We start from the raw sequence: 23,851 nt of genomic DNA on the forward strand, positions 1-23,851 counted from the left end.
CCCGTCCACAGCCACTCCCCAACGGCCCTCGCGCGAACGCCCTAGCGCACGACCTCGTACGACTTCTTCTCGATCAGCTTGCCGTCCTTGAAGCAGAACCGGAAAACCGGCTCCTTGTCGAAGTCCTCGCTCGTCTCCGAGCTCATCAGGACCAGGCACGTCGATCCCTCGGGCTCCGCGGGGCCCTTTCCGTGCAGACCGGTGGTGGCGATGGTGTCACCCGAAGGAAGACCGTCACGCACCTTGCGCTCGCTGTCGCCGACCTTGACCGCGTCGTACTGCGCGGGATCGATCATTCCCTTCGACACCGAACCCATCAGGAACCAGAGGCCGAAGCCTGCCGCCACGAGCAGCAGCACCAGGGCGGCGACCGCGATCCCGCAGCCGATCGCTATCCCGCTGCCCGTGCTCCTGCCCCTGCCCGCCTGCATCGCCATCGCCAGCTCCCGTTCGGCCACCGTCCAGTCGGACGGTCCGACTGCGACCCGACCACGGTGGCCGCGCCGGGGCCCCTTCGACTGCTGCCGGAAGTCGTCGGCCGCATCGACGAAAGGCGCGGCGTAGGGATCGGCCTGCGGTGCGGCGTACGGGTCCGTGTACGGCGCGGCGTACGGGTCCACGTACGGCGCGGCCTCCACCGCCCCGTACGGCAGGACCCCGGCGACCCGGAAGCCGCCGCCGTCCGCGGGGCCCGCGTGGACGATGCCGCCGACCAGGCGGGCCCGCTCGTGCAGGCCGGGCAGCCCCTGGCCGCCGCTGACGACGTCGGACGGGGCCTCGGCCGACTCCTCGTTGAGCACCTCGACGACGAACGCGTCCGGCTCGTACCGCACCTCGACGGTGATGGGGGCGCCCGGGGCGTGCTTGTAGGCGTTCGTGAGGCCTTCCTGGACGATGCGGTACGCGGCGTGGTCGACGGCCGGCGCGAGCGGCCGGGTCTCGCCGTGCCGGTTCAGGCCGATGGCCGTGCCGGCGGCGCGGGCGGCCGTGACGAGCCCTTCGATGCCGGCGGTCCCCCGTGCCGCCCGCCCCGTCTCGTCGCCCGGCCGCACCAGCGGGACGCCCTGGCCGCCCCGGTCCGCGTCGTCGGGCGCCTCCACGCCGTCGCGGAGGATGCCGACGACCTCCCGCAGCTCGTGCATGGCGTCCATGGACGCGCCGCGCAGCACGGCGACCACCTCGCGCTGGCGGTCGGTCAGGTTCGGGTCCACCTCCAGCGCCCCGGTGTGCACGGAGATCAGTGCCAGCTGGTGGCCGAGGCTGTCGTGCATGTCCTGGGCGATCCGCTGCCGTTCCCGCATCCTGGCCTGGCCGACGAGCATCGCCCGTTCCCGCAGCAGCTGCACGTTGCGCTCCTGGAGCGCGTGGAGCAGGGTCCTGCGCTGGGTCCAGTAGCGGTGGGCGAGGCCGGGCGCGAGCGTCGTCGCGAGGAAGTACAGCGTCGAGATGAACGCGAGCGTGAGCAGCCGCTGCTGCTGCCAGGCCTCGACGACCGTGCCCGCGATGTTCAGCACGTACGCCGTGGTGAACGCGGCCAGCGCCCGTTCGACGCCCGCGACGTAGCGGCCGGCGGACCAGCCGAGGAGTATCAGCAGCGCGAGGAAGCCCGGTATGAACGGGGAGAGGGCGGACGTGACGACGAGCACCGTCGCCGGCAGGCGGCGGCGCAGCAGCGACAGCACGGCCGAGGCCAGCGCGACGGCGGCGAGCGTCCATCCCCCGCCGCCCAGGACGTCCTCGGTGCCGGCGGCCAGCAGCGCCATGACGACGGCGAGCACCAGCTCGCCCGCGGTCCTGCGCCGCGACCACTGCCCGGGCACCGCGAACCAGCGCCACCCGTCACCGAGCAGCGTCACCAGCCGCGTACGCGTACGGGCGGGAGTCCGGGTCTTCGTAGGAGCTTCCACGCCCGCACGATAGGGCGGGCGTTCACCGGCCCGCCGTCCTCTTTCGTCGCGCCCCGCACCGACGAACGTCGCGACCGATCCCCCGCCCCGAGTCACGGCTCCCGTCCCAAGCCGCAGCACCCGCCCCCGCAACAACACGGGCCGGAGACGCGGAAGCCCCCTAGGTCATCGGCCTACGGGGCTTCCGTCTGGCGGGGCGCCGATGAAACGCGCTACTCACTTGCCGGCCCGCTGTGACGTCGGCGGGGATCGACAGCTCCCGCAGTCGGCTCGGGCCGGCCCTCCTCAGGCCGGGGTTGCACGGTCGAAAGCCGGGCCGGTGGTGCACGAGGCCAGGTCCTGCCGTAGCACCTCCCACCACAGATCCTCGCCGTCAGGTCCGGTCAGGAAGTGCGCGGCTGGAAGGCTGCGCGACAAGAGGCGATCGGTCTCGTCGCGCCAGGCGAGGGTCGAGGAAGCCGGGATCGCGGTGTCCTCGGTGCCGTGGTAGAGGAAGACCGGGCACCTCAGGTGGTCGTACGACGCGGGCCTGAGGTAGCTCTCGCTCGCGTGGAGCTCCGCCCGGATGGTGGGGAGGAACAGCTCGAGGAACTCCTCCTCGCCCTCCAGGTCCGGACTCAGTCCTCCGATCTCGGCGAGCTCTGTGAGCAGTTCCCTTTCGGCCATCGAACGCCAGTTGATCGGCGGCAGGGGCGTGGAGGGCGCCCGCTGGCTCGCCGCGAACACGGCCTCGACCCGCTTGCCTGAAGCCTCCAGCCGCGCGGCCATGTCGTACGCCACGAGCGCTCCGTAGCTGAGGCCGGCGAACGCGACGCGTTCGCTGCTCGCGAGTTCCGCGGCGAGGGACCGCAGCGTGTAGGTGCTGACCGCGGCGACGTCCGGGAAGGGCTCGTCGAAGAGCCGTCCCTCCCGGCCCGGCAGGTCGGGCAGGACCAGCTCGACGCCGTCGGGCAGGTCGTCCCGCCAGCTTCGATAACGCCCCAGCCCACCGCCGGCGTGCGGGAAGCACACCAGGGTCAGGGGGTGCAGGCCAGACATGTGACACCTCTGTTGTTCGATGGTTGACCGACTCGGCACGGCACCGGCACCGTCAGCGTTTCGCGCCGACGGGCGCCGCGGGGCCGATGCAGCTGAGCAACTCGTCCAGTGCCTCGTAGAAGCCCTCGATCTCGGCGACCTCGTTGTACAGATACGCGGAGACCCGGAGGATCTCGCCGTCGGCCAGGCCGGTGACCAGGGGCTGCGAGCACATGTGGCCGCTGCGCACCATGTAGCCGTACGAGTCGCTCAGCATGCGGGCGACGTCGCCGGTCGGGACGCCCTGGTCCAGGCGGAGGCTGACCAGCCCGATCCGGTCGGTCAGCTCCGGCGGGCCGATGAGACGGATGCCGGGGCGGGTGAGCGCCCCGCTGACGAGGGCGGCCGCCAGGTCCCGCTCGTGCCGGTGGAGCGCCCCGGGGTCCAGGGCCTCCAGGTAGCGCACGGCCGCGCCGGATCCGATGACGGAGGCGATGGCCGGCGTGCCCGCCTCGAACTTGTAGGGCGTGCGCCGGTCGACGCTGCCGTCGAGGTCGACCCAGTCGACCATGCCGCCGCCGACCGTCAGCGGGCGCAGCTCCGCGAGGAGGCGGCCGCGGCCGAAGAGGACGCCCACGCCGGTGGGGCCCAGCATCTTGTGCATCGAGAAGGCGAGGAAGTCGACGTCCAGGTCGTGCACGTTCAGACGCTGATGGGGCAGGGACTGCGCGGCGTCGAGGACGATGACCGCGTCGGTGGCGGAACGGATCTCGGCGATCAGTTCGGCCACCGGGTGGACGACGCCGGTGACGTTGGAGCAGTGGGTCAGCGCGACCACCTTCGGCCGGCCGCGCAGCAGCTCCCGGAAGTGCTCGCGGTCGAGCCGGCCGTCGGCGTCCACCCGGGTCAGGGCGAGCCGGCCGGCCCGCCGCCACGGCAGCATCTGGGAGTGGTGCGCGTCCATGCAGCCGACTATGTACGCGTCCGGGTCAAGGTCCAGGCCCTGGGCGACGAGGTTGAGGGCCTCGCTGGTGTTCCGGGTGAGGACGACCTCGTTGGCCGCGGCGCCGATGTGGTTCGCGATCAGCACCCGGGACGCCTCGTAGGCGTCGGACGCCTCCTCGGACAGCCGGTGCTTGCCGCGGTGGATGTTGGCGCCGTTGGTCTCGTAGTAGTCGGTGATGGCCCGGATGACGGTGTCCGGCTTGAGGGTCGTCGCCGCGTTGTCCAGGTAGGAGATCCGCTCCCCGTCGATCTCCCGGCGCAGGGCCGGGAAGTCCTCCCGGTGGCTGTGTCGCACGGTCATCACGCACCTTCCGCGGATATCTGGGAGACGCACGGCTGGAACTTGCCGCTGCGCTCGCCGGCGATGTAGTCGACGGCCTCGACCCGGACGGGGTTCGGGGCCAGGGCCTCGGTGAGGCGGAGCACGAGCGCGGTGTTCTCCTCGGGCCGCGCGTCGGCGTGGGGGATGTACCGGAAGGTGCACGCACCGGTCCGGTCCTGCTCCAGCTTGTAGAGGTCGATGCCGGGGGCGTCGCCGACCAGCGCGTCCACGGCGCCCGGGCTGACGACCCGGCCGTCCGCCAGCCGGATCATGTGGGTGGCCCGGCCCTCGATCCGCACCAGCGGCAGGTCGCTGCCGCAGTCGCAGCGGCCGCCGAGCGGGGTGAAGTGGTCCCCGGTGGCGTAGCGGACGCGCGGCACCAGGCCGTCGTCGACCGTGGTGACGTACAGCTCGCCCGTCTCGCCGTCGGCCACCGGCCGGCCGTCCCGGATGAACTCCAGGTGGAAGTCACGGTTGTTGACGTGCCGGCCGCCGAGGTGGCACTCGAAGCCGAGGTAGCCGAGCTCGGACATGCCGATCATGTCGCCGATCGGCAGCTCCGGGCCCATGAACTCCTCGATCTGGCGCCGTGCCACCCGGGTCATGAGGGTGTAGCCGCACACCATGTGCAGTCGGCGCGGCGAGGTGATGGTGCGGCCGAGCTTCCGTGCCCAGCGCGTGAGGAACGCGAAGTGGGTGGGGTCCACGACCAGCAGGTCGGGCTCGTAGAGCTCGATCTCGTCGAGCGCCTTGACGATCTGCCACTCCGGGGTGGCCAGGAGGTCGTGGGCCACGGTCAGCACCAGGGTGCCGTCCGCGAGGATCCGGTCCTCCATGGTCGAGAAGCCCGTCGCGCACTCGACGTCCGAGCAGTTCGGCGGCGCGAAGCGGCAGATCTTCGGGCGGCTGCCGGGGCTCCACAGCCCGTCGAAGCGGCGGTTGACGCCGAGGGCGGTGGCCTGCCGGCGCGCCAGGTCGTACGAGAGGATGGCGCTGTTCAGCCGCTCGCCGGAGGTGCCGGAGCTCTGGAAGCGCATCACGTGCGGGGAGTTGAGGGTGTATCCCTTGGCGAGCACGCCGGCGGGGAAGTTGCGCCGGTAGTGGGACTTCGAGGTCGGCGGCAGCTTCAGGAAGTCCGCCGGTTCCCGGATGTCCGCGGGCAGCAGGCCGCTGGCCTCCATGTGCTTGCGGAAGAACACGGTGTTGTCGAAGGCGTACGCGATCTCTTCCCGTACGGCCTCGAAGACGGTCGGGTCGGTCATGCCATCGCCACCAGAACGGAGCGGTCCCCGGAGTAGGGGTTCCGGCCGTGCGAGAACTGCTCGTTGTCGACGATCATGACGTCGCCGGTCTGCCAGGGCAGGGCGATCTCCTCGGCCGCGTAGGCAGCCCGGACGTGAGCCAGGTCCTCCGGGTTCAGGGGCGTGCCGTCGCCGTACAGGGCGTTGCGGGGCAGCTCGTCCTCGGCGAACTCCGCCCGGAGCTCGCGCTCGACGTGCTCGGGCAGCGAGCTGACGTGGAAGAGGTGCGCCTGGTTGAACCAGACCTTCTCCCCGGTCGCCCGCGCCGTGAGGGTCGCCTGCACCACGTGCCGGGTGCGCAGCCGCTCGCCACCCAGCCACTCCGCCTCGATGCCGTGCCGGGCGCAGTAGGCGTCGACGTCGGCGCGGTCCTCGGTCTGGAAGACCTCCTGCCAGCTGAGGTCCATGCCGTGGCCGAAGTTCCGTACGTACATGACGCCGTGCCGCTCGAAGCGTTCCCGGGTGGCCTCCGGCAGGCGGGCGTGGACGCGGGCGCTGTCCGCGACGGGCGTCTCGCCGCCGGTGGCGGCGGGGACGACGCAGGTGAGGAAGAGCGTCGCCGGCCAGGCGTCGGTGTACGACATCTCGTTGTGCTGCGGGATGGTCTGGTCGGCCGGGTACTCGGTCGACGTGAAGACGTTGCCGTCGACGCGGCGGCGCGGCGTGGAGCGGTTGTCGTAGTCGCGCAGGCCCCCGTCGAGGCCGGTGGCGAGCTCCGCGAGGCCGGCGGCGTCGAGCGGGGCGAATCCGCGGAGCAGGACGGCGCCGTGCGTGTCGCGCAGCCCGGCCAGGGCGCCGCCCGAGTGCGACAGCCACGCCCGTGCGTCGAGGCCGGGGACGGCGGGGGTGACGCACACCGCGCGCGACCCGTCGATCAGCGGGGCGGTGCGGACCAGGGTCTCGCCGCTGACCGCGACGGACCGCCGGGTCCGGCTGAAGCGCCCGCCCGGGGCGGTGTTGTCGGTCTGGGTCAACACGCTTCTGCCTCCTTCTTCTCCAGAAGCTGGTCGATGAACTCGGCGAGCTCCGACACGACGGGGAACTCGAAGAGGTTGCGCAGCTTGACACTCACCTTGAACTCCTCGCGCAGCCGGGCGACCAGCTGGGTCGCGAGCAGCGAGTGGCCGCCGATCTCGAAGAAGTCGTCGTCGGCGCCGACCTGTCCGAGGAGCAGCAGCTGCGCCACGATGCCGGCCACGGCCTTCTCGGTCGGGGTGCGGGGCTCGGTGTACGAGGTGGAGCCCTGGGTGTAGAAGCCCGGTTCGGGCAGCATCGAGGCGTCGATCTTGCCGCTGCTGGTCAGCGGGAAGGCGTCCAGGGCCACGAGGTGGGCCGGCAGCATGAAGTCCGGGAGACGCTCGGCCAGGAACTCGCGGAGCCACTCCGCGGAGCCGCGCTCGCCCTCGGCGTCGATCAGATAGCCGACGAGGTGGGCGCCGGTGCTCTCGCCGGCCTCCACGACGAGGCTGCCGGTCACGCGCGGGTGCTTGCGCATGACGGCCTCGATCTCGCCGAGCTCCACGCGGAAGCCGCGGAGCTTGATCTGGCGGTCGACGCGGCCGAGGAACTCGACGGTGTGGTCGGGCAGCAGGCGCACCTTGTCACCGGTGCGGTACATCCGCGCCGACGGGTCGGCGGCGAACGGGTCGGCGGCGAACCGCTCCCGCTGGTCCTCGGTCGGCGACAGATAGCCCTGGGCCACGGAGGAGCCGCCGATCCACAGCTCGCCCGGGACACCGGCCGGCAGCGGCCGCCGCTGCGGGTCGAGGACGTAGGCGCGCGCGTGCCGCATCGGCGTGCCGAGCGGGACGCTGGAGGCCAGGGCGGCCAGGTCGTCGGTGTCGGTGGCCGGCCCGCAGAGCACGCCGACCGTCGTCTCGGTCGGACCGTAGTGGTTGTACAGCCGGCAGTCGCCGAGGTAGCCCTTGAACAGGTTGTACCAGCCCCAGCCGAACGGCTCGCCGCCCGCGACCAGCACCTCGCGCGGCATCAGCCGCTCCGGCGCCTCGGCCACGGTGAACAGGGCCTCCAAGTGCGAGGGCGTGATCTTGAGGAGGTCGTAGGTCTCCGCGGAGAGCAGCTCGGCGAGCGCCTGCGCGTCCGCGGACACCTCCGGCGCGACGACCAGCAGCTCGCCACCGGTGAGCAGCGGCGGGAACAGCGCGGTGTTGCCGAGGTCGGTGCCCAGGGTGCCCAGCGCGACCGAGCTGACCGGGCCGGTGAGCCCGAGCCGGTCGAGGACGCCGTCCAGGTAGGCCGCGAGCTGCCCGTGGCCGATCAGCACGCCCTTCGGCGTACCGGTGGAGCCCGAGGTGAAGATGACGTACGCGGGGTCGTCGTCGGACGTCGTCACGTCGAGGCGCTCGGCGGCGCGGCCGGCGCACACCGTGAGCTCCGCGTCGAGGAGGAGTGTGTCGCACTCCGCCGGGAGGGCCAGGGCCGTCTCGGCGGTCGCCACGACGTGGGCGAAGCCGACCGCTTCGACGACGGCGGAACGCCGCTTGGCGGGCAGGTGGGGGTCGATCGGCACATAGCCGGCGCCGGCCTTGGCGATCGCGAGCATCGCGACGATCGCCAGGTCCGAGCGCTCCAGGCAGAGGCCGACCAGCGCGCCGGGGCGCACCCCGCGGCCGGCCAGCTCGCCCGCGAGCCGGTCGGCGGCCTCGTCGAGCTCGCGGTAGCTCCAGGTGCGGACGGCGGTCCGCAGGGCCGGGGCGTCCGGGGTCCGCTCGGCGGTCGCCTCGACCTGCCGGTGCCAGTGCGCGGCGGGCCGCTCCGCCGGCCGGGCCGGGTTGGTGGCCTCGACCAGCTCGCGGGCGGCCTGCTCGTCCAGCATGGGCAGCGCGGGCACGGCGGCGTCGAGGTCGCCGGCCAGGGCCTCCAGGGTGGCCCGCAGGCAGACGAGCAGCGCCTCGGCGCCGCCCTCGGCCATGCCGAGGGTCTGGTGGCGCAGGACGAGGTGGAGTTCGCCGTCCGCGGCGCGCGCCGCAAGGGCGACCTTGCGGGTGCCGTCGGCGGGCTCGATCCACAGGCCGGTGAAGGCCGGCGCGGTGCCCGCGGTGAGGTCGGCGGCGTCGTGGAACGAGAAGCCCGGGAGGCCGGCGGTGGGCTGTCCGGCCGGGTCCATGGCGCTCTCGTCGGCCTGCTCGAAGGTGTCGAGCTCCAGGTCGACCGCGCGCAGCAGGTCGCCGAGGGTCGTCCCGTCGGAGACCGAGGCGAGGACCGGCACGGGCGTCTCGAAGAGGCCGATCGAGCTCTGCATCTCCTGGAACGGGCGGCGCGCGAGCAGCGCCTCGACCGCGAGGCGCTCCGGCCGGCCGGCGGCGTGCCAGAGGGCGGCGGTCCAGCCGGTCAGCAGGACGCTGCGCAGTCCGCCCGCGCAGTCCTCGCCGAGGCGGCGCAGCCGCCCGGCCAGGGGTGCGGGGACCGTCCACTCCAGGGCGGCCCGGTCGGTGTCGTCGGAGAGCAGCTCCAGCGGCAGGTTCAGCGGCGGCAGGGCCGCCAGCTCGGCCGCGCGGTCGGCGGCGAGTTCGCGCTGGCGCGGGCTCGGCGCACCCTCCTCGGTCTGCCACTGGGCGTAGTCGGCGTACTGGACGACGTCCTCGCGGCTCCAGGCGGAGCCTGCGAGCCGCGCGGTGTACGCGTCGCGCAGGTCCCGGAGGAAGACCTCGGCCGAGACCGTGTCCATGCTCATCCGGGGCGCCGACACGAGCAGCGAGCGGCGCCCGCCGGTGCCGGCGTCGGCGCCGGCGCCCGGGGCGGTCTCGGTCTCGGTGAAGACGGTCAGGTGGACGGCCTCCGCCCGCTCGTCTCCGGTGCCCGCCGTGCGGGCCTCTTCGCGGACGAGGGCGGCGAGCGCCGCGGCGTCGCCCGAGCGCTCCGAGACGCGGACCCGCGGCTCGTCCTCGATGACCATGAGCACGGCGCTGTTCTCGCCGAGCACCTTGCGGTAGGCGGTGCGCAGGCTCTCGTGCGCGGTGACGACGTCCCGCGCCGCGTGGGCGAGCACGTCGAGGTCGAGGGCGGCGCCGAGGGACACCCCGGCGACCCTGCGACCGGCCTGTCCGCCCGCGGCGAGGCCGAGGACGTGCTGCTGCTGCTTCGACAGACGGAAGCCTTCCCAGGTCTGCGTCATCGGCTCGGCTCCGGTTCGATCCACAACTGCCCCTTGGTGTACGTGTTCCACGTGGTGACTGCGTCCGGACCGAGGTACTCGGCGGCGATCTGCCAGAAGCCCGCGTACTCGGCCGGGAGGTTGAGATGGGAGTGACTGACCTGCTGCGGCATGTGGGCCAGGACGTCACCGAGCTTCATCCGCAGCAGGTCCAGGAACTGCTCGCGGTCGAGCGGGATGTCCTCACCGGTCCGCCGGTCCTTCAGGGCCGGCTGCCCCGTGGGGCGCATGATGTTGCGGAAGCTCTTGCCGAGCGACGCGTAGTTCATGACGGAGAAGTGGTAGATCATCTCCTCCACGCGGGGCCCGACGAAGGCCCGGACCTCGGCGCGCTTCGCCTCGGGGATGGACTCCACGTTGTCGTTGTGGAGTCCCTCGGTGCCGTAGACACCGTGGAAGAGCCCCGCGAGGCAGACGTGTTCGCCGGCCTTCATGTCCTGGAGGATGGTGCACGCCCGGAACATGTGGTCCAGGAGCGTCTCGTCCTGGTGCGCGACCTTGTGCAGCCCCAACCGCACCAGGTCGTCTCGGTATTGCTCTGCGTCAAGCATTCATTCTTCCTCGGCTGTCTCGGGGCCGCCGGCGCCCGGGGCGGGCGCCGGCGGACGGGTGGTCCTCATCCCTCGCTGGTCCTCATCCCTCGCGCACGGACGCCCGCCGCGCGCGGACCTGCTTCCACGACCGCTGCGCGCGGTTCTCGTCGCGGCCTTCCCACAGGTCTTCCAGGGTTCGGTTGATCTGGCTGAGGCGGGTGTCCGGCTCGGTGGACAGCAGCGTCACCAGCGCGCGCAGGCAGCGGGTCAGCCGGCGGACGGTGGCGTCGGAGAAGAGGCCGACGCGGTAGTCGATGCCGCCCTCCATGCCGCCGTCCGGACCGGCGACCAGGGTGAGCTTGATGTCGTGCACGGAGAGCAGGAACTCCGCCTCCAGCTCCTCGGCGCGCACGCCGGGCACGTCCCAGTCGGGCAGCGGGACGTCCTCGAGCAGGAACCAGGTGCGGTACACCGGCGCCGACTCGCCCGCCCGCCGCTCCGGCCGGACGGCCTGGACGACGTGGTCGAACGGCACGTCCTGGTGCGCGTACGCCTCCAGGGCCCGCTCGCGGACCTCCTTCAGCACGTCGGTGAAGGTCGGGTCGCCGCTGAACCGGGTGCGGATCGCGAGGCTGTTGACGAGGAACCCGATCGTGTTCTCCAGCTGCGGGTACGCGCGGTGGCCGGCCGGCACGCCGACGACGATGTCCTGCTGGCGGCACCACCACTGGAGCAGCACTTGCCAGGCGGCCAGGTACCCCATGAACGTGGTCGCCTGCCCGCTCGTGCAGACCTCCCGGAAGGCCGAGGCCACCGCGGGTTCGACGGTGAGCGGAGCGCGGGCGCCCTCGATCACCTCGGAGTCCTCGATCACGCCCTCGGTCGGCAGCGCCAGGACGGGCAACGGGCCGGCCAGTTCGCGGCGCCAGAAGTCGATCTGCTCGGTGAACGCGCCGGACGCGGCCTGCCTGGCCTCCCACAGCGCGACGTCCGCGTAGCCGACCCCGGGCTCGGGCAGGACGGAGGCGGTCCCGCTCCGGTACAGCGCGCTGATCTCGCGGACCATGATCGAGGTGGACCAGGCGTCCCACACGATGTGGTGCACGGACACGACCAGGACGTGCTGCTCCGGACCCTCCCGCAGCAGCCGGACCCGGAAGTGCGGGCCGCCGGACAGGTCGAACGGCGTACGGGTCTCCTCGGCGATCACCCGCTCGGGGGCCAGCTTCTCCGGGTCGTCGGCCACGTCGACGAGCTGGAAGTCGAGCGCCTTGCCGGAGCCCGGGACCTGCCGCGGGGAGTCCCCGGCCGCCTCGAAGGTCAGCGACAGGACGTCGTGCCGGTCCACGAAGATCTCGAACGCCCTGCGCAGGGCCGTGACGTCCAGCGGACCGGTGAGCCGGAACGGCTGGACCAGGTTGTACGTGGTGCTGCCGGGCGAGAGCTGCTCGTGGAACCAGAGCCGCGACTGGGCGGCGGTCAGCGGGACCGGGGCGTCGTCGTCGGCCCGGCGGGCCGGGCCGGCCTGGGTGGGCGAGGCGGCGCCGTCGCGGACGGCGTCGATCGCGCCGGCGATCCGCTCCAGCGTCGGGTTGTCGAAGATGGTCCGGATCGGGATCTCGACGTCGAGCGCCTTGCGCAGATGGACCACCGTGCGCATGGCGGTCAGCGAGTCACCGCCGAGCTCGAAGAAGTGGTCCTGCCGGCCGACGCGTTCGACCTGGAGCATCTCCGCCCACACCTCGGCGACGGTCCGCTCGATCTCGGAGGCCGGCGGCTGGTACGCGGTGGACTCGGCCGGCTCGTCCGGCACGACCAGGGCCTTGCGGTCGACCTTGCCGTTGGCGGTGAGCGGCAGTTCGGGGATCGCGAGGACGGTCTCGGGCACCATGTAGCCCGGCAGCTTGGCGCCGAGGAACTCCCGTACGTCCTCCGGGACCGGACGGCCCTCCTCGGGGACCACGAACGCGATCAGCCGCTTGGCTCCCTGCGGCCGGCCGTGGACGACAGCCACCGCGCCCCGCACGTCGGGGTGCTGGAGCAGCGCCGTCTCGATCTCGCCCAGCTCGATCCGGTAGCCCTGGATCTTGACCTGGAAGTCCTCGCGGCCGAGGAACTCGATCTCCCCGCTGGGCAGGAACCGGCCCAGGTCGCCCGTCCGGTAGAGCCGCTCGCCCGTCACCGGGTGGCGCACGAAGCTCGCGGCGGTCTTCGCCTCGTCACGGAGATAGCCCTCGGCCAGGCCGACACCGCCGATGTAGAGCTGGCCCGGGACGCCGGTCGGGCGCGGCCGGAAGCTCTCGTCGAGGACGTGGAAGCTCTGGTTGCGCATCGGGGAGCCGTACGGGATGGACGGCCAGTCCGCCGGCACCTCGCCGACGGGGTGGAGGATCGACCAGATGGACGCCTCCGTCGCGCCGCCGAGGCTGACCACCTCCGGCGTTCCCAGGGTGCGCCGGATGCGCTCCGGCAGGGTGACGGGGAACCAGTCGCCGCTGAGCATCACCAGCCGCAGCGCGTCGCTGGTCACCCCGCCCACCGTCATGTGCTCGACCAGCAGCTCCATCAGCGCCGGTACGGAGTTCCACACGGTGACTCCGGCCTGCTCGACCAGCTCCAGCCAGACCGCCGGGTCGCGGTGCGCCGCCGGGTCGGGGACCACGACGGCGCCGCCGACGGCCAGCGGGCCGAAGATGTCGTACACCGACAGGTCGAAGCTCAGCGAGGACAGGGCGAGGGTCCGGTCCTCGGGGCCGACCGCGAAGCGGTCGTTGACATCGACGACCGTGTTGAGCGCGCCGCGGTGGCTGATCATCACGCCCTTGGGCACACCGGTCGAACCGGAGGTGAAGATCACGTAGGCGAGGTCCCCGGGACCCGTGGCGGGCCTGGCCGCCGGCTCCGGGCCGGGGTCGGACGGCAGCGCGTCCACGGCGGACACCGTGCCGTCGGGGCCCAGCGGGCCGGTCATCCGCCCGGCGACCCACGACTGGGTCAGCACCGCGCGGACCTGCCCCTGTTCGAGCAGGAAGCGGATGCGCTCCTCGGGCAGTTCCGCGTCGACCGGCAGGTACGCCGCGCCCGACGCCAGGATGCCGAGGACTGCGGCGCTCTGCTCCCAGCCCTTCTCCATGACCACGGCGACCAGGTCGTTCGGCCGGACGTCCAGCGCGGTGAGGCGGGCAGCGATCACCCCGGCGCGGCCCGCGAGTTCGCCGTAACTCAGCGTCCGGGAGCGGGTGATCACGGCCGGGCGGTCCGGGGTGCGCTCGGCGAGGGCGAAGAACGGCTCGTGGAGCAGACCGTCCGGCAGGTGGCCGTCCGTCCGGTTGTACGCCTCGCGGCGCCGCGCCTCCTCGGCCGGCAGCAGTGACGGCATCGGCAGGCCCCAGTGCTCGTCGGACTCGGCCAGCCAGCGCAGCAGTTCCAGCGTGGCCCCGTGGATCGAGGCGACCAGCCCCTCGGGGAACAGCTCGTCGACCGCGTCGATGTCCAGGACCAGGGCGCCGTCCTGCTCGAAGACCTGGGCGTCGATCCAGACCTGCGGCGTCTGGGAGATGCTGAACACCTCCTCGCCGAGCCCCGTGTCCTGGCCGTGGTCGAGGAAGAGACTGGTGAAGACCGCCGGCATCGCCGCCTCGGGGCGCACCCGCTTCATCTCGCGCAGCACCCGGACACCGCTGAAGAGCCGGTGGTCGATGTCGGTGAGGAGCTGGTCGCGCACCGCGCGGGTGCGCTCGGCGAAGGTGTCGCCGGCGGCGGTGTCGACCTCGAGCAGGGTCACGGAGGTGAAGTCGCCGACCACGGCGTCCACTCCCGGGTGGAGCGGAAGCCGGTTGGCCATGGGGAGGTTGAGGGTGAACCTGCGGTTCGTGGCCCAGGTCGCCATGGCCTCGCTGTACGCCGAGACCAGCAGCGCCGTGGGTGTGATGCCGCGGCGGGCGGCCGCCGCCTTCACCCGGTCCCAGCGCTCCTTGTCCAGCGTCCCGCCGACCCGGCTGAAGCGAGGCGTGTCGATGGTGCGCGGGTCGCGGGCCAGCGGCAGTTCGGGGGCGGGGGCGAAGTCCGGTACCCGCTCGCGCCAGTACGCCTCCGCACGGCGGTACAGCTCGGTCTCCTCCAGGCCCCGCTCGGCGAGGACGTAGTCCCGGAAGGAGAGGGCGGGCTCGGGCAGTTCGGCGTCCGGGTCGCGGTAGAGCGCGGCGAGCTCGCCGAGCAGCAGGTTCGAGCTGCGGGCGTCGGTGATCAGACCGTCAATGCTGTAGTGCAGCCGGGTGCGGTCGCCGTCCAAGCGGCTGGCCCGCAGCTCGAACAGGGGCCACTGCTCGGGCACGAAGACCTGGTGGGACATGGCGTCACGGGTGGCCTTCAGCGCGGCCCGCACCTCCTCGTCCGGCAGCCCGCGCAGGTCCTGGGTGGCGATGACGTAGTCGGGGACCTCGGCGAGGATCTGCTGCTCGCCCCGCGGCAGCACGATCGCCCGGAGCATGCCGTGGCGCCGGATCAGCCGGCGGAACGCCCGCTCCAGCCGCGGCAGGTCGAGCTCGGTCGCCTCGAACTCCTCGTAGCCGTGCATGCCGACGTTGCCGATGTCGAAGACGCCGGTGCGGCCGATCCAGTAGGCCTGCTGCACGTCGGTCAGCGGGAAGGGCTCCGCCTCGGCTGCGGGGTCGGGTGTGATGACCGGCAGCGCCTCCGGCGCGCCGTCCTGCGTCCGGGCGCGGGCGGCGTCGACCGCGGCGGCCAGACCGCGCACCGTGGGCTGCCCGACGAAGTCGCGCAGCGAGATCTCGACGCCGAAGAGGCCGCGTACCCGGGAGACCAGCTGCGTGGCGAGCAGCGAGTGACCGCCCAGCTCGAAGAAGCCGTCCTCCGGGCCGACGGCCGCGGTGCCGAGGAGGTCGGTGAAGACCGCGGCGACCTCCCGCTCGGTCGGGTCGGTGTAGACCGGAGCGTCCTGCGGCGGGTGCGGGGTGCGCGCGGGCTCCGTGGCCGCCGCCTGCTCCGCGGCGGTCTCGCCGGTCACCGTGGAGTGGCGGCATGCGCAGCCGCCGGCGGTCGCGGCGCGCGGCGGATCGACCCAGCACCGCTCCCGCTCGAAGGGATAGGTGGGCAGGACGGTGCGCAGCGGCCGGGCGTCGCCGGTCAGGGCCGCCCAGTCCGTCGGGACGCCCTCGCACCACAGTTCGCCGACGGCCCGTCGCAGACCCGGCTCGTCCGGATCGGCCGGGGCCGGCAGCGACGCGACCGCGTCGATCCCGGCGGCGCGGGCCAGCCGCGTGAGCACCTGACCGGGACCGGCCTCCAGGAGTACGGCTCCAGTGTCGCGGACCGCGGCCAGCGCGTCGTCGAAGCGCACCGTGGCACGGATCTGCCGCGCCCAGTACGCCGGGCTGGTGGCCTCCTCGTCGGTGATCCAGGTGCCGGTCACGTTCGACACGAACGGGACGCGCGGCGGCGCGAGCGCGACCCGGGCGGCCTCCTCGGCGAAGGCGGCGGCCGCGTCCTCCATGAGCCGCGAGTGGAAGGCGTGCGAGGTCCGCAGGCGCCGGGAGACGACACCGCGCTCGGCGAGCCGTGCCTCGAAGGCCGCGACGGCCTCCTCGGCCCCCGCCACCACGCACTCGCGCGGCCCGTTGACGGCGGCCAGGTCCAGGGCCAGGCCGTCGAGCAGGTCCGCGACCTCGCTCTCCGGCAGCGGGACGGCGGCCATCGCGCCGGCCGGCGCGGCCTGCATCAGTCGGCCGCGGGCGGCGACCAGACGCAGCGCGTCCTCCAGGGACATCACGTCGGCGAGGCAGGCGGCCACCAGCTCGCCCACGCTGTGCCCGACCATCGCCACGGGGCGCACGCCCCAGGACTCCCAGAGCCGCGCCAGCGCGTACTCCAGGACGAACAGCGCCGGCTGCGCCAGCGAGGTCGCGTGGACCGCGGCCTCGTCCTCGGGCAGCCGCCCGTCGAGGCCGAGCACCGGCCGGACGTCGACGCCGGTCCGCGACAGGAGCAGGGACGCGGCCCGGTCGGCCTCCGCCCGGAACACCGGCTCCTGCGCGTACCCGGCACGGGCCATGCCCGCGCGCTGGGCGCCCTGCCCGGGGAAGGCGAGGACGGTCGCGCGGTCCCGGGGCTTGTCGCCGGTGCCGTGGGCCGTGAGCAGCCCGGCGTCCAGCGCCTCGACGGCCTCGGCGACGCTGCTCGCGAGGACGAAGCCGCGCCGCGGGAGCTGCCGGCGGCCGTACCGCAGGGTGTGCGCGACGTCCTCGACGCGCTCCCGCGGGTGGGTCCGCAGGTGCTCGGCGAGCCGGGCGGCGGACGCGGCGAGCGCAGTCGGGGTGGCGGCGGACAGCGGCAGCACGTGCCGGACGCGGGCTTCGGCCCGCGGCGCGCGCGGGGTGCGGGCGGGCGCCTCCTCCAGGACGACATGGGCGTTGGTGCCGCCGATGCCGAAGGAGCTCACGCCCGCGCGCAGCCGCTCGCCCCGCCACGGCGTCAGGGCCGTGGGGACGTGGAACGGACTGTCGTCCAGGGCGAGCGCGGGGTTCGGCCGCTCGAAGTGCAGCGAGGGCGGCAGCTGCCTGGCCTTGAGCGAGAGGACCACCTTGATGAGGCCGATGACGCCGGCCGCCGTGTCCAGGTGCCCGACGTTGGTCTTGACCGAGCCGAGGGCGCAGCTTCCGGCCGGCCTGTCGCCGAAGACCCGCTTGAGCGCGGCCACTTCGATGGGGTCGCCGAGCGCGGTGCCGGTGCCGTGGGCCTCCACGTACGAGACGGTGGACGGCGCCACGTCGGCGACGGCCAGGGCCTCCGTGATCACCTCGGCCTGGCCCTCGACGCTCGGCGCGGTGAAGCCGACCTTGCGCGCCCCGTCGTTGTTGACGGCGGAGCCGCGGATCACCGCGTGGATAACGTCGCCGTCGGCGAGGGCGTCCGCCAGCCGCTTGAGCACCACGACGGCGGCGCCGCTGCCGGCCACGGTGCCGTCCGCGGCGGCGTCGAAGGCGCGGCAGTGGCCGTCGGACGACTTGATGCCGCCGGGCTCGTGGACGTAGCCGCGGCGCTGCGGGATCACGGTGGCGCCGCCGGCGAGCGCCACGTCGCACTCGCCGCTGTTCAGGGCCTGGCACGCGGTGTGGACGGCGACGAGCGAGGTCGAGCAGCCGGTCTGGATGCTGACGCTCGGACCGCGCAGGTCGAGTTTGAAGGAGATCCGGGTCGGCACGAAGTCCTTGTCGTTGCCGAGGGAGGTCTGGAACTCGCCGACCCGGGCCACCAGGTCCCCGTTCGGCAGCAAATTGCGGTGCAGATAGGCGCTCTCGCCGACGCCCGCGTAGACGCCGGTGACCAGGTCCGGCCCGTCCGAGGGGCTGCCGGCGTGCTCCAGGGCCTCCCAGGCGCACTCGAGCAGCAGCCGGTGCTGCGGGTCGAGCATCTGGGCCTCGCGCGGGGAGAAGCCGAAGAAGGCGGCGTCGAAGCCCTCCATGTCCGGGAGCACGCCGAGCCTGCGCACGTAGTCCGGGCGGGCGGCCTCGTCGGGCGTGACGCCCGCGGTGAGGAGTTCCTCGTCCGTCAAGGTGCTGATCGACTCGACTCCGCCGGCCAGGTTCCGCCAGAAGGCGTCGAGGGTGTCCGCCCCGGGACATCGCAGGGCCATTCCCACGACGGCGACCGCCCCGGCGGGCACCGCGCCTTCGTCCGTGTTCTCGTTCGTCATTCCTGTCTCCAAGGTTTCGGACGTCACCGCGCGGTCCTCCGCGGTGTCCGTGCGCGTGCGTGCTCCCTGCGTGCGGCGGCCCGGCGGAGTCCCGCGTCCCCCGTCGTGGCGGGGCTCTCCTCGCCTTCGGCGAGATGCCGGGCCAGGCTCCGGACGGTGGGGTGGGCGAACAGGTCCACCACGGGGATCTGCCGTCCGAGCCGTTCGGTCAGCCGGGCCTGCACCCGCAGCAGGAGCAGCGAGTGGCCGCCGGCCTCGAAGAAGTTGTCGTCGGCGCCCACCTGACCGACCGCCAGGACCTCGGCCCAGACGGCGGCCACCAGGCGTTCCGTCTCGCCGTGGAGCGGCGCCCGCGCGGTGCCGCCCGGCCGGGCGGGCGCGGGCAGGGCGCGCCGGTCGGTCTTGCCGCGCTCACCGCGCGGCAGGCCGTCCATCAGGACGAGCGCGGCGGGCACCATGTACTCCGGCAGCCTGCGGGCGAGGTGCTCGCGCAGCTCGGCGTCCGTGACGGTGCCGGACACCGCGGCGTAGCCGACCAGGACGGGCTTGCCGGGCACGTCCTCGCGCAGCATCGCCACCGCGTCCCTGACCCGCGGGTGCGCGGTCAGGGCGGCCTCGATCTCGCCGAGTTCGATCCGGAAGCCGCGCAGTTTCACCTGGTGGTCGGTGCGGCCGAGGAACTCGAGGGTTCCGTCGGCGGTCGCGCGGACCCGGTCGCCCGTGGCGTACATGCGCTCCCCCGGCGGTCCCCAGGGGTCGGGCAGGAAGGCCGAGGCCGTCCGCCCGGGGTCTCCCAGATAGCCCTGGGCGACCCCGGATCCGGCGAGGAACAGAGTGCCGTGGACGCCCCGCGGGACCGGCCGCAGCCGCTCGTCGAGGACGTACGCGCGGACGCCGGGCAGCGGCCTGCCGATCGGCACGGTCGTTCCGCCGGCCGGCTCACCGGGGGCCGGTTCGTGCAGCGTGGCCGTGATGGTGGTCTCCGTCGGGCCGTACGCGTTGAGCCAGCGCACCCCGGCGGGCGCCGCGGCCTGCCACTCGGCGAGCCGTCCGGCGTCGACCCGCTCGCTGCCCACCACGACGAGCCGCAGCTCGGGGCAGTCCGTGACCGGGTAGCGGTCGAGTACGGCGACCCACTCGTGCCAGTACGAGGCGGGGAGGTTGAGCACGCTCAGCCGTTCCCGCCGGGCCAGGCCGATGAGTTCCGCCATCCCCGGCACCGGTCCGGCCGGGAGCAGGACGACGTGTCCGCCGCGGATCAGGGTGGCGAACAGCTCCTCGGCCGCCACGTCGAAGCCGAGGGAGGCGAACTGGAGCGCCCGGTCGTCCTGGTGCAGTCCGTAGCGGTCGGCGACGGCTCCCAGCGTGTGGGCGAGGTTGGCCTGGCTGACGCACACGCCCTTGGGGACGCCGGTGGTCCCCGAGGTGTAGAGGACGTAGGCCGTGGCCGCCGGAGGGACGGCGGGGAGGTCGGCGGCGTCCGCCGCGCACCGCGCGTCCCCGGCCGGCCCGCCGTCGCCCAGGACCTCCTCGACGGTGACGGACGGGACGGTGCCACGGGCCCGTCCGGCGGTGGCGGCGGAACCCAGGACCAGGACGGCCCCCGAGTCCGCGACCACCTGGTCGAGCCGGTCCCGCGGGGCGCCCGCGTCGACCGGGACATAGGCCGCACCGGCCTTCATGACCCCGATCAGCGCGGCCGGCCAGGCGAGGGAGCGCTCCAGGCACACCACGACGCGGCTGCCCGGCCCGACGCCGAGGGCGCGCAGGCGGTGGGCGATCCGGTCCGAGCGGGCGGCCAGTTCGGCGTGGCTCAGCGAGCGGCCGTCCTGGCTGACCGCGGTCCGCCCGGCCCAGCGCGCGGAGGCCTCGTCGAGGAGGCCGAGCAGGGTGCCGGGAGTGCCGGCAGCGGCCGGCCGGGCCTCCCCGACCAGTGCGGCCGACTCGGCCGCGTCGAGCGGTGACAGCTCGTGCAGCCGGGCTTCGGGCGCGGCGAGGGCGGATTCCAGGAGGGTCGTGAAGTGGTCCGCGAACCGCTCCACGGTGGCCCGGTCGAAGAGGTCGACGTCGTACTCGATCGCACCGTGCAGGGCGCCCGAGTCGAGCGAGGACTCCTCCCAGACCAGGGTGAGGTCGAACTTCGCGACCGGGCTGACGGATTCGCGGACCGTCATGTCCAGGCCCGGCGCGACGGCGACGTCGCCGGGCACCTTCTGCATCGCCATCATCACCTGGAACAGCGGCGTGCGGCTCGGGTCGCGGGGCGGCCGGACGGCCTCCACGACCTGCTCGAACGGCACGTCCTGGTGCTCGAAGGCGCTCAGCGCGCCCTCCCGGACGGTGGCGAGGAACGCGGCGAACGTCTGCTCCTCGTCCCAGCGCGAGCGGAGCACCAGGGTGTTCACGAAGAACCCGATCAGGTCGTCGAGTTCCGGGCGGACCCGGCCCGACACCGGGGTGCCGACGCTGACGTCCCGCACCCCGGCGTACCGGCCGAGCAGCAGCTGGAACACGGCGAGCAGGGTCATGAACCGGGTCGCGCCGAGACGGCCGCTCACCTCGCCGAGCCGGGCGGTGAGCGCGGCCGGCAGCCGTACCGGGACCGTGTCGCCGACGTGCCGCGGGGCGGCGGGGCGGGGACGGTCGGTGGGCAGGTCGAGGACGGGACGCGCGTCGGCCAGGCAGTCGAGCCAGTAGCCGAGCTGCCCGTCCCGGACCGGACCGTCCAGGAGCGCGCGCTGCCAGACGGCGTAGTCCGGGTACTGGACCGGCAGCGGCGGCAGCGGGTCGGCCCCGTCGTCGAGCGCGGCCCGGTACAGCGCGGTGAGGTCCCGCAGGAGCACACCGACCGACCAGCCGTCGGAGACGGCGTGGTGCATCGTCACCAGGAGCACGGAGTGCCGCTCGGCCAGCCGCAGCAGGCGGAAGCGGACCAGCGGTCCCGCGGAGAGGTCGAAGGGCCGCACGGCCTCGGCGCGAGTGCGCTCAGCGGCCGCCGCGGTCCGCTCGGACGCGGGCAGGTGACCGAGGTCCTCGGCCGCCCACGGCAGGTCACCGGGCGGGTCGACGACCTGGACGGGGACGCCGTCCGCGGTGTCCGTCAGACGCGTCCGCAGCGAGGCGTGCCGCCGCAGCAGTTCCCGCAGCGCCGCGCGCAGGGCGTGCGGGTCGAGATCGCCCGTGAGGGTCAGCGCCAGCGGCACGTTGTACAGCGGGCCGCCGGGGGCGAGCCGGTCGAGGAACCACAGGCGCTGCTGGGCGAAGGACAGCGGCTGGGGCGCGGGGCCCGCGGGGACGAGGGGCAGCGCCGTCCGGGCGGAACGGGCCGCCGCGGCGCGCCGGGCGAAGGCGGACACCGTGGCCGCCTCGAACATGTCCCGGAGGCCGAGTTCTGCCCCGAGTCCGGCGGCCACCCGGCCGACGGCCTGCGCGGCGAGCAGCGAGTTACCGCCCAGCGCGAAGAAGTCGTCGTCCGCGGAGAGCCCGTCGAGACCGAGCAGCTCCTCCCAGACCCGGGCGACCAGCTTCTCGGTCGCGCCGCGGGGCGGGACGTGCGTCCCGGAGCGGGCGCCGTCACGTTCGGCCGGCTCGGGCAGCGCGGCGAGGTCGGCCTTGCCGTTCGGCGTCACCGGCAGCTCGTCGAGGAGCACGTACCAGGTGGGGACCATCGCGGCGGGCAGCCGGTCCGCCACGAACGACCGCAGGTCGCGCGGCTCGGCCCTTTCCCCGTCCGCCAGGACGACATAGGCGGCGAGCGCCCGCCGGTCGCCCTCGCCCTTCAGGACGACGACCGCCTCCCGTACGCCGGGACGGTCACGGAGCACGTTCGCGATCTCGTCGGGCTCGATGCGGACGCCGCGGATCTTCACCTGGGAGTCGGCACGGCCGAGGTATTCGAGGGTGCCGTCGGAGCGCCAGCGGGCGATGTCCCCGGTGCGGTAGAGGCGTTCGCCGGTGCCGAACGGGTGCGGCACGAAGCGCTCGGCGGTCAGGCCGGGGCGTCCGGTGTAGCCGCGGGCCAGGCCGGGCCCGCCGATGTGCAGCTCGCCGGGCAGGCCGACGCCGGCGTGTCCGCCGCGGCGGTCGAGGACGTACAGCTCGGTGCCGGTGATCGGCCGGCCGATCGGTATCCGGTCCTCCGGGGCCGGGCTGCCGACGTCGTGGCGGCTCGCGATGGTGGTGCCCTCGGTCGGGCCGTACGCGTTGACGAGGCGGACGCCCGGCGCCGCGTGCCGTACCGCGCGCACCCGGCGGACGTCCGCGGCCTCACCGCCGAAGAAGAGGGTGCGCAGCGGCGCGAACATGCCCGGATCGGCGTCGGCGCACTTGTGGAAGACGGCCGTGGTGAGCAGCATCGACGTGATGCCGTCGGCCTCGACGCGCCGGCGGAGCGCCGTGGGCGAGAGGACCTCGTGCTTGGGGACGCCCACCAGCCGGGCGCCGTTCAGCAGCGCGCCCCAGATCTCGAAAGTAGCCGCGTCGAACGAGGTGTTGGCGACCTGGCCCACCACGTCGGTCGGGTCCCAGCCGAGGTAGTCGGTGTCGCGGACCAGACGTACGACGCCGCGGTGGGTGATGGCGACGCCCTTGGGGAGGCCGGTCGATCCCGAGGTGTAGAGCACGCAGGCCTGCTGCTCGGGGTGCGGCGGCACGCGCGGGGCCCGCGGGGCCGACAGCTCCGCCAGCTCGCCGATCCGCACCACCGGGACCTCGCCCGCGAAGGAGACGTCCCCGTCGGCGATGACCAGCCGGGCCCGGCTGTCCGCGACCATGTGGGCGAGCCGGGCGTCGGGGTGGCCCGAGTCGAGCGGCACGTACGCCGCCCCGGCCATCTGGACCGCGAGCATCGCGACGACCAGCGACGCCGAGGGCTCTACGGCGAGGCCGACCGTACTCTCGGGCCGCACCCCGCGCGCCACCAGGGCGTCCGCCATCCGCTCGGCGCGGGTGCGGAGTTCGCCGTACGTCAGGGTGGCGTCCGGGAACACCACGGCCACGGCGTCCGGGGTCGCCCGGCACCGGTCGAGGAGCGCCTCGACCACACTGCGGGCGGTGGTCCGGCCGGGCGCGGTGCCCCAGGCAGTGAGCAGCGCCCGCTCCTCGGCCGTCGTGTGTCCGAGCGCGTGGAGCGGCGAACCGGGCGCCGCCAGGGCGGAGTCGAGCAGGGTCAGGAACTGGGTGGCGAACCGCTCGACGGTCGCCCGGTCGAACAGGGCGGGGTCGTACACGAGCGCGCCGTGCTGGGTGCCGGGCCGGGTGCCGTCGGGGGACGGAGGGTCCCAGAGCAGGGCGAGCTCGACGAGTGGCGCGGGGCGGGCTGCGCGGGAGCCCGTCATCGTACGGAACGGCGCGTCCCCCTCCGGCGCGCGGGGCGCCGGGTCCGGGACGGGTCCGGGGCACGTGTCGGGGTCCGAGGCAGGGGCCGGGGCCGCCAGGGCGCCGTGCACCTCGGCGAGGAGATCCGCGAAGGCGCGTGCCTCGTCGGCGTGCGCGCTGAGCGGCAGGAGGGTGTCCGGGGCCGCCGGGGCGGGGACGCCGACGACGACCTCGGCCGTACCGGTGTAGCGGCCGACGAGCAGCGCGAACACGGTCGTGAGGGTCGCGGAGCGGTCGGCCCCGAGGGTGCCGGCGACCCGGTCCAGACGCCGTACGACCGGGCCGTCGAGCGAGATCGCCACCGCGTCGCGCGTCGCGCGTCGCTCGGCGGGCCGCTGACGGTCGGTGGGGAGCCCGGGCGCGGAGAGCTCGCCGGGGAGCCGGTCCCGCTCGGATGCGTTGGCCGCCACGTCGGGTTCCTCCTTACGAAAGGCATGGCTCGCCGGGAGACGGAACCGACGGCCCGGGATCCGGGTCGGGGTTCCGTCTCGTCGGGCGAGAGGGA

9 protein-coding genes are annotated in these 23,851 nt (G+C 73.9%); all 9 read right to left on the minus strand.

Annotated features, from left to right (window positions below):
* Positions 1–41 precede the first annotated feature (41 nt).
* Positions 42–1,763 (minus strand): sensor histidine kinase, encoded by a 1,722-nt coding sequence (locus tag ACFWJO_RS22815; RefSeq protein WP_386867919.1) that lies wholly within the window; start codon positions 1,761–1,763, stop codon positions 42–44.
* A 429-nt stretch (positions 1,764–2,192) separates the two neighbouring features.
* Positions 2,193–2,945 (minus strand): thioesterase II family protein, encoded by a 753-nt coding sequence (locus tag ACFWJO_RS22820; protein ID WP_386867793.1) that lies wholly within the window; start codon positions 2,943–2,945, stop codon positions 2,193–2,195.
* Positions 2,946–2,997: 52 nt separating this feature from the next.
* A complete protein-coding gene (locus ACFWJO_RS22825) occupies positions 2,998–4,230 on the minus strand; it encodes an aminotransferase class V-fold PLP-dependent enzyme (protein WP_386867795.1) in 1,233 nt (410 codons plus the stop codon).
* Positions 4,230–5,513, minus strand: a complete 1,284-nt coding sequence (locus ACFWJO_RS22830; RefSeq protein WP_386867797.1) for a phenylacetate--CoA ligase family protein — start codon at positions 5,511–5,513, stop codon at positions 4,230–4,232. Before ACFWJO_RS22830 ends, ACFWJO_RS22825 begins: the two co-directional genes overlap by 1 nt.
* Complete coding sequence (locus ACFWJO_RS22835) at positions 5,510–6,529, minus strand: TauD/TfdA family dioxygenase (protein WP_386867799.1); 1,020 nt, start codon at positions 6,527–6,529, stop codon at positions 5,510–5,512. The genes ACFWJO_RS22830 and ACFWJO_RS22835 overlap by 4 nt, the downstream gene beginning before the upstream one ends.
* Positions 6,523–9,687, minus strand: coding sequence for an amino acid adenylation domain-containing protein (locus ACFWJO_RS22840; protein WP_386867801.1), 3,165 nt, complete (start codon positions 9,685–9,687; stop codon positions 6,523–6,525). Before ACFWJO_RS22840 ends, ACFWJO_RS22835 begins: the two co-directional genes overlap by 7 nt.
* A complete protein-coding gene (locus ACFWJO_RS22845; RefSeq protein ID WP_386867803.1) occupies positions 9,684–10,277 on the minus strand; it encodes a DUF6817 domain-containing protein in 594 nt (197 codons plus the stop codon). Before ACFWJO_RS22845 ends, ACFWJO_RS22840 begins: the two co-directional genes overlap by 4 nt.
* An 82-nt stretch (positions 10,278–10,359) precedes the next feature.
* Positions 10,360–17,970, minus strand: coding sequence for an amino acid adenylation domain-containing protein (locus tag ACFWJO_RS22850; RefSeq protein ID WP_386867805.1), 7,611 nt, complete (start codon positions 17,968–17,970; stop codon positions 10,360–10,362).
* 23 nt (positions 17,971–17,993) lie between these two features.
* Complete coding sequence (locus ACFWJO_RS22855; protein ID WP_386867807.1) at positions 17,994–23,756, minus strand: amino acid adenylation domain-containing protein; 5,763 nt, start codon at positions 23,754–23,756, stop codon at positions 17,994–17,996.
* Between the last annotated feature and the right edge of the window lie 95 nt (positions 23,757–23,851).

Source organism: Streptomyces sp. NPDC127092 (genome assembly GCF_042722475.1).
In the GTDB taxonomy this organism is placed as follows: Bacteria; Actinomycetota; Actinomycetes; order Streptomycetales; family Streptomycetaceae; genus Streptomyces.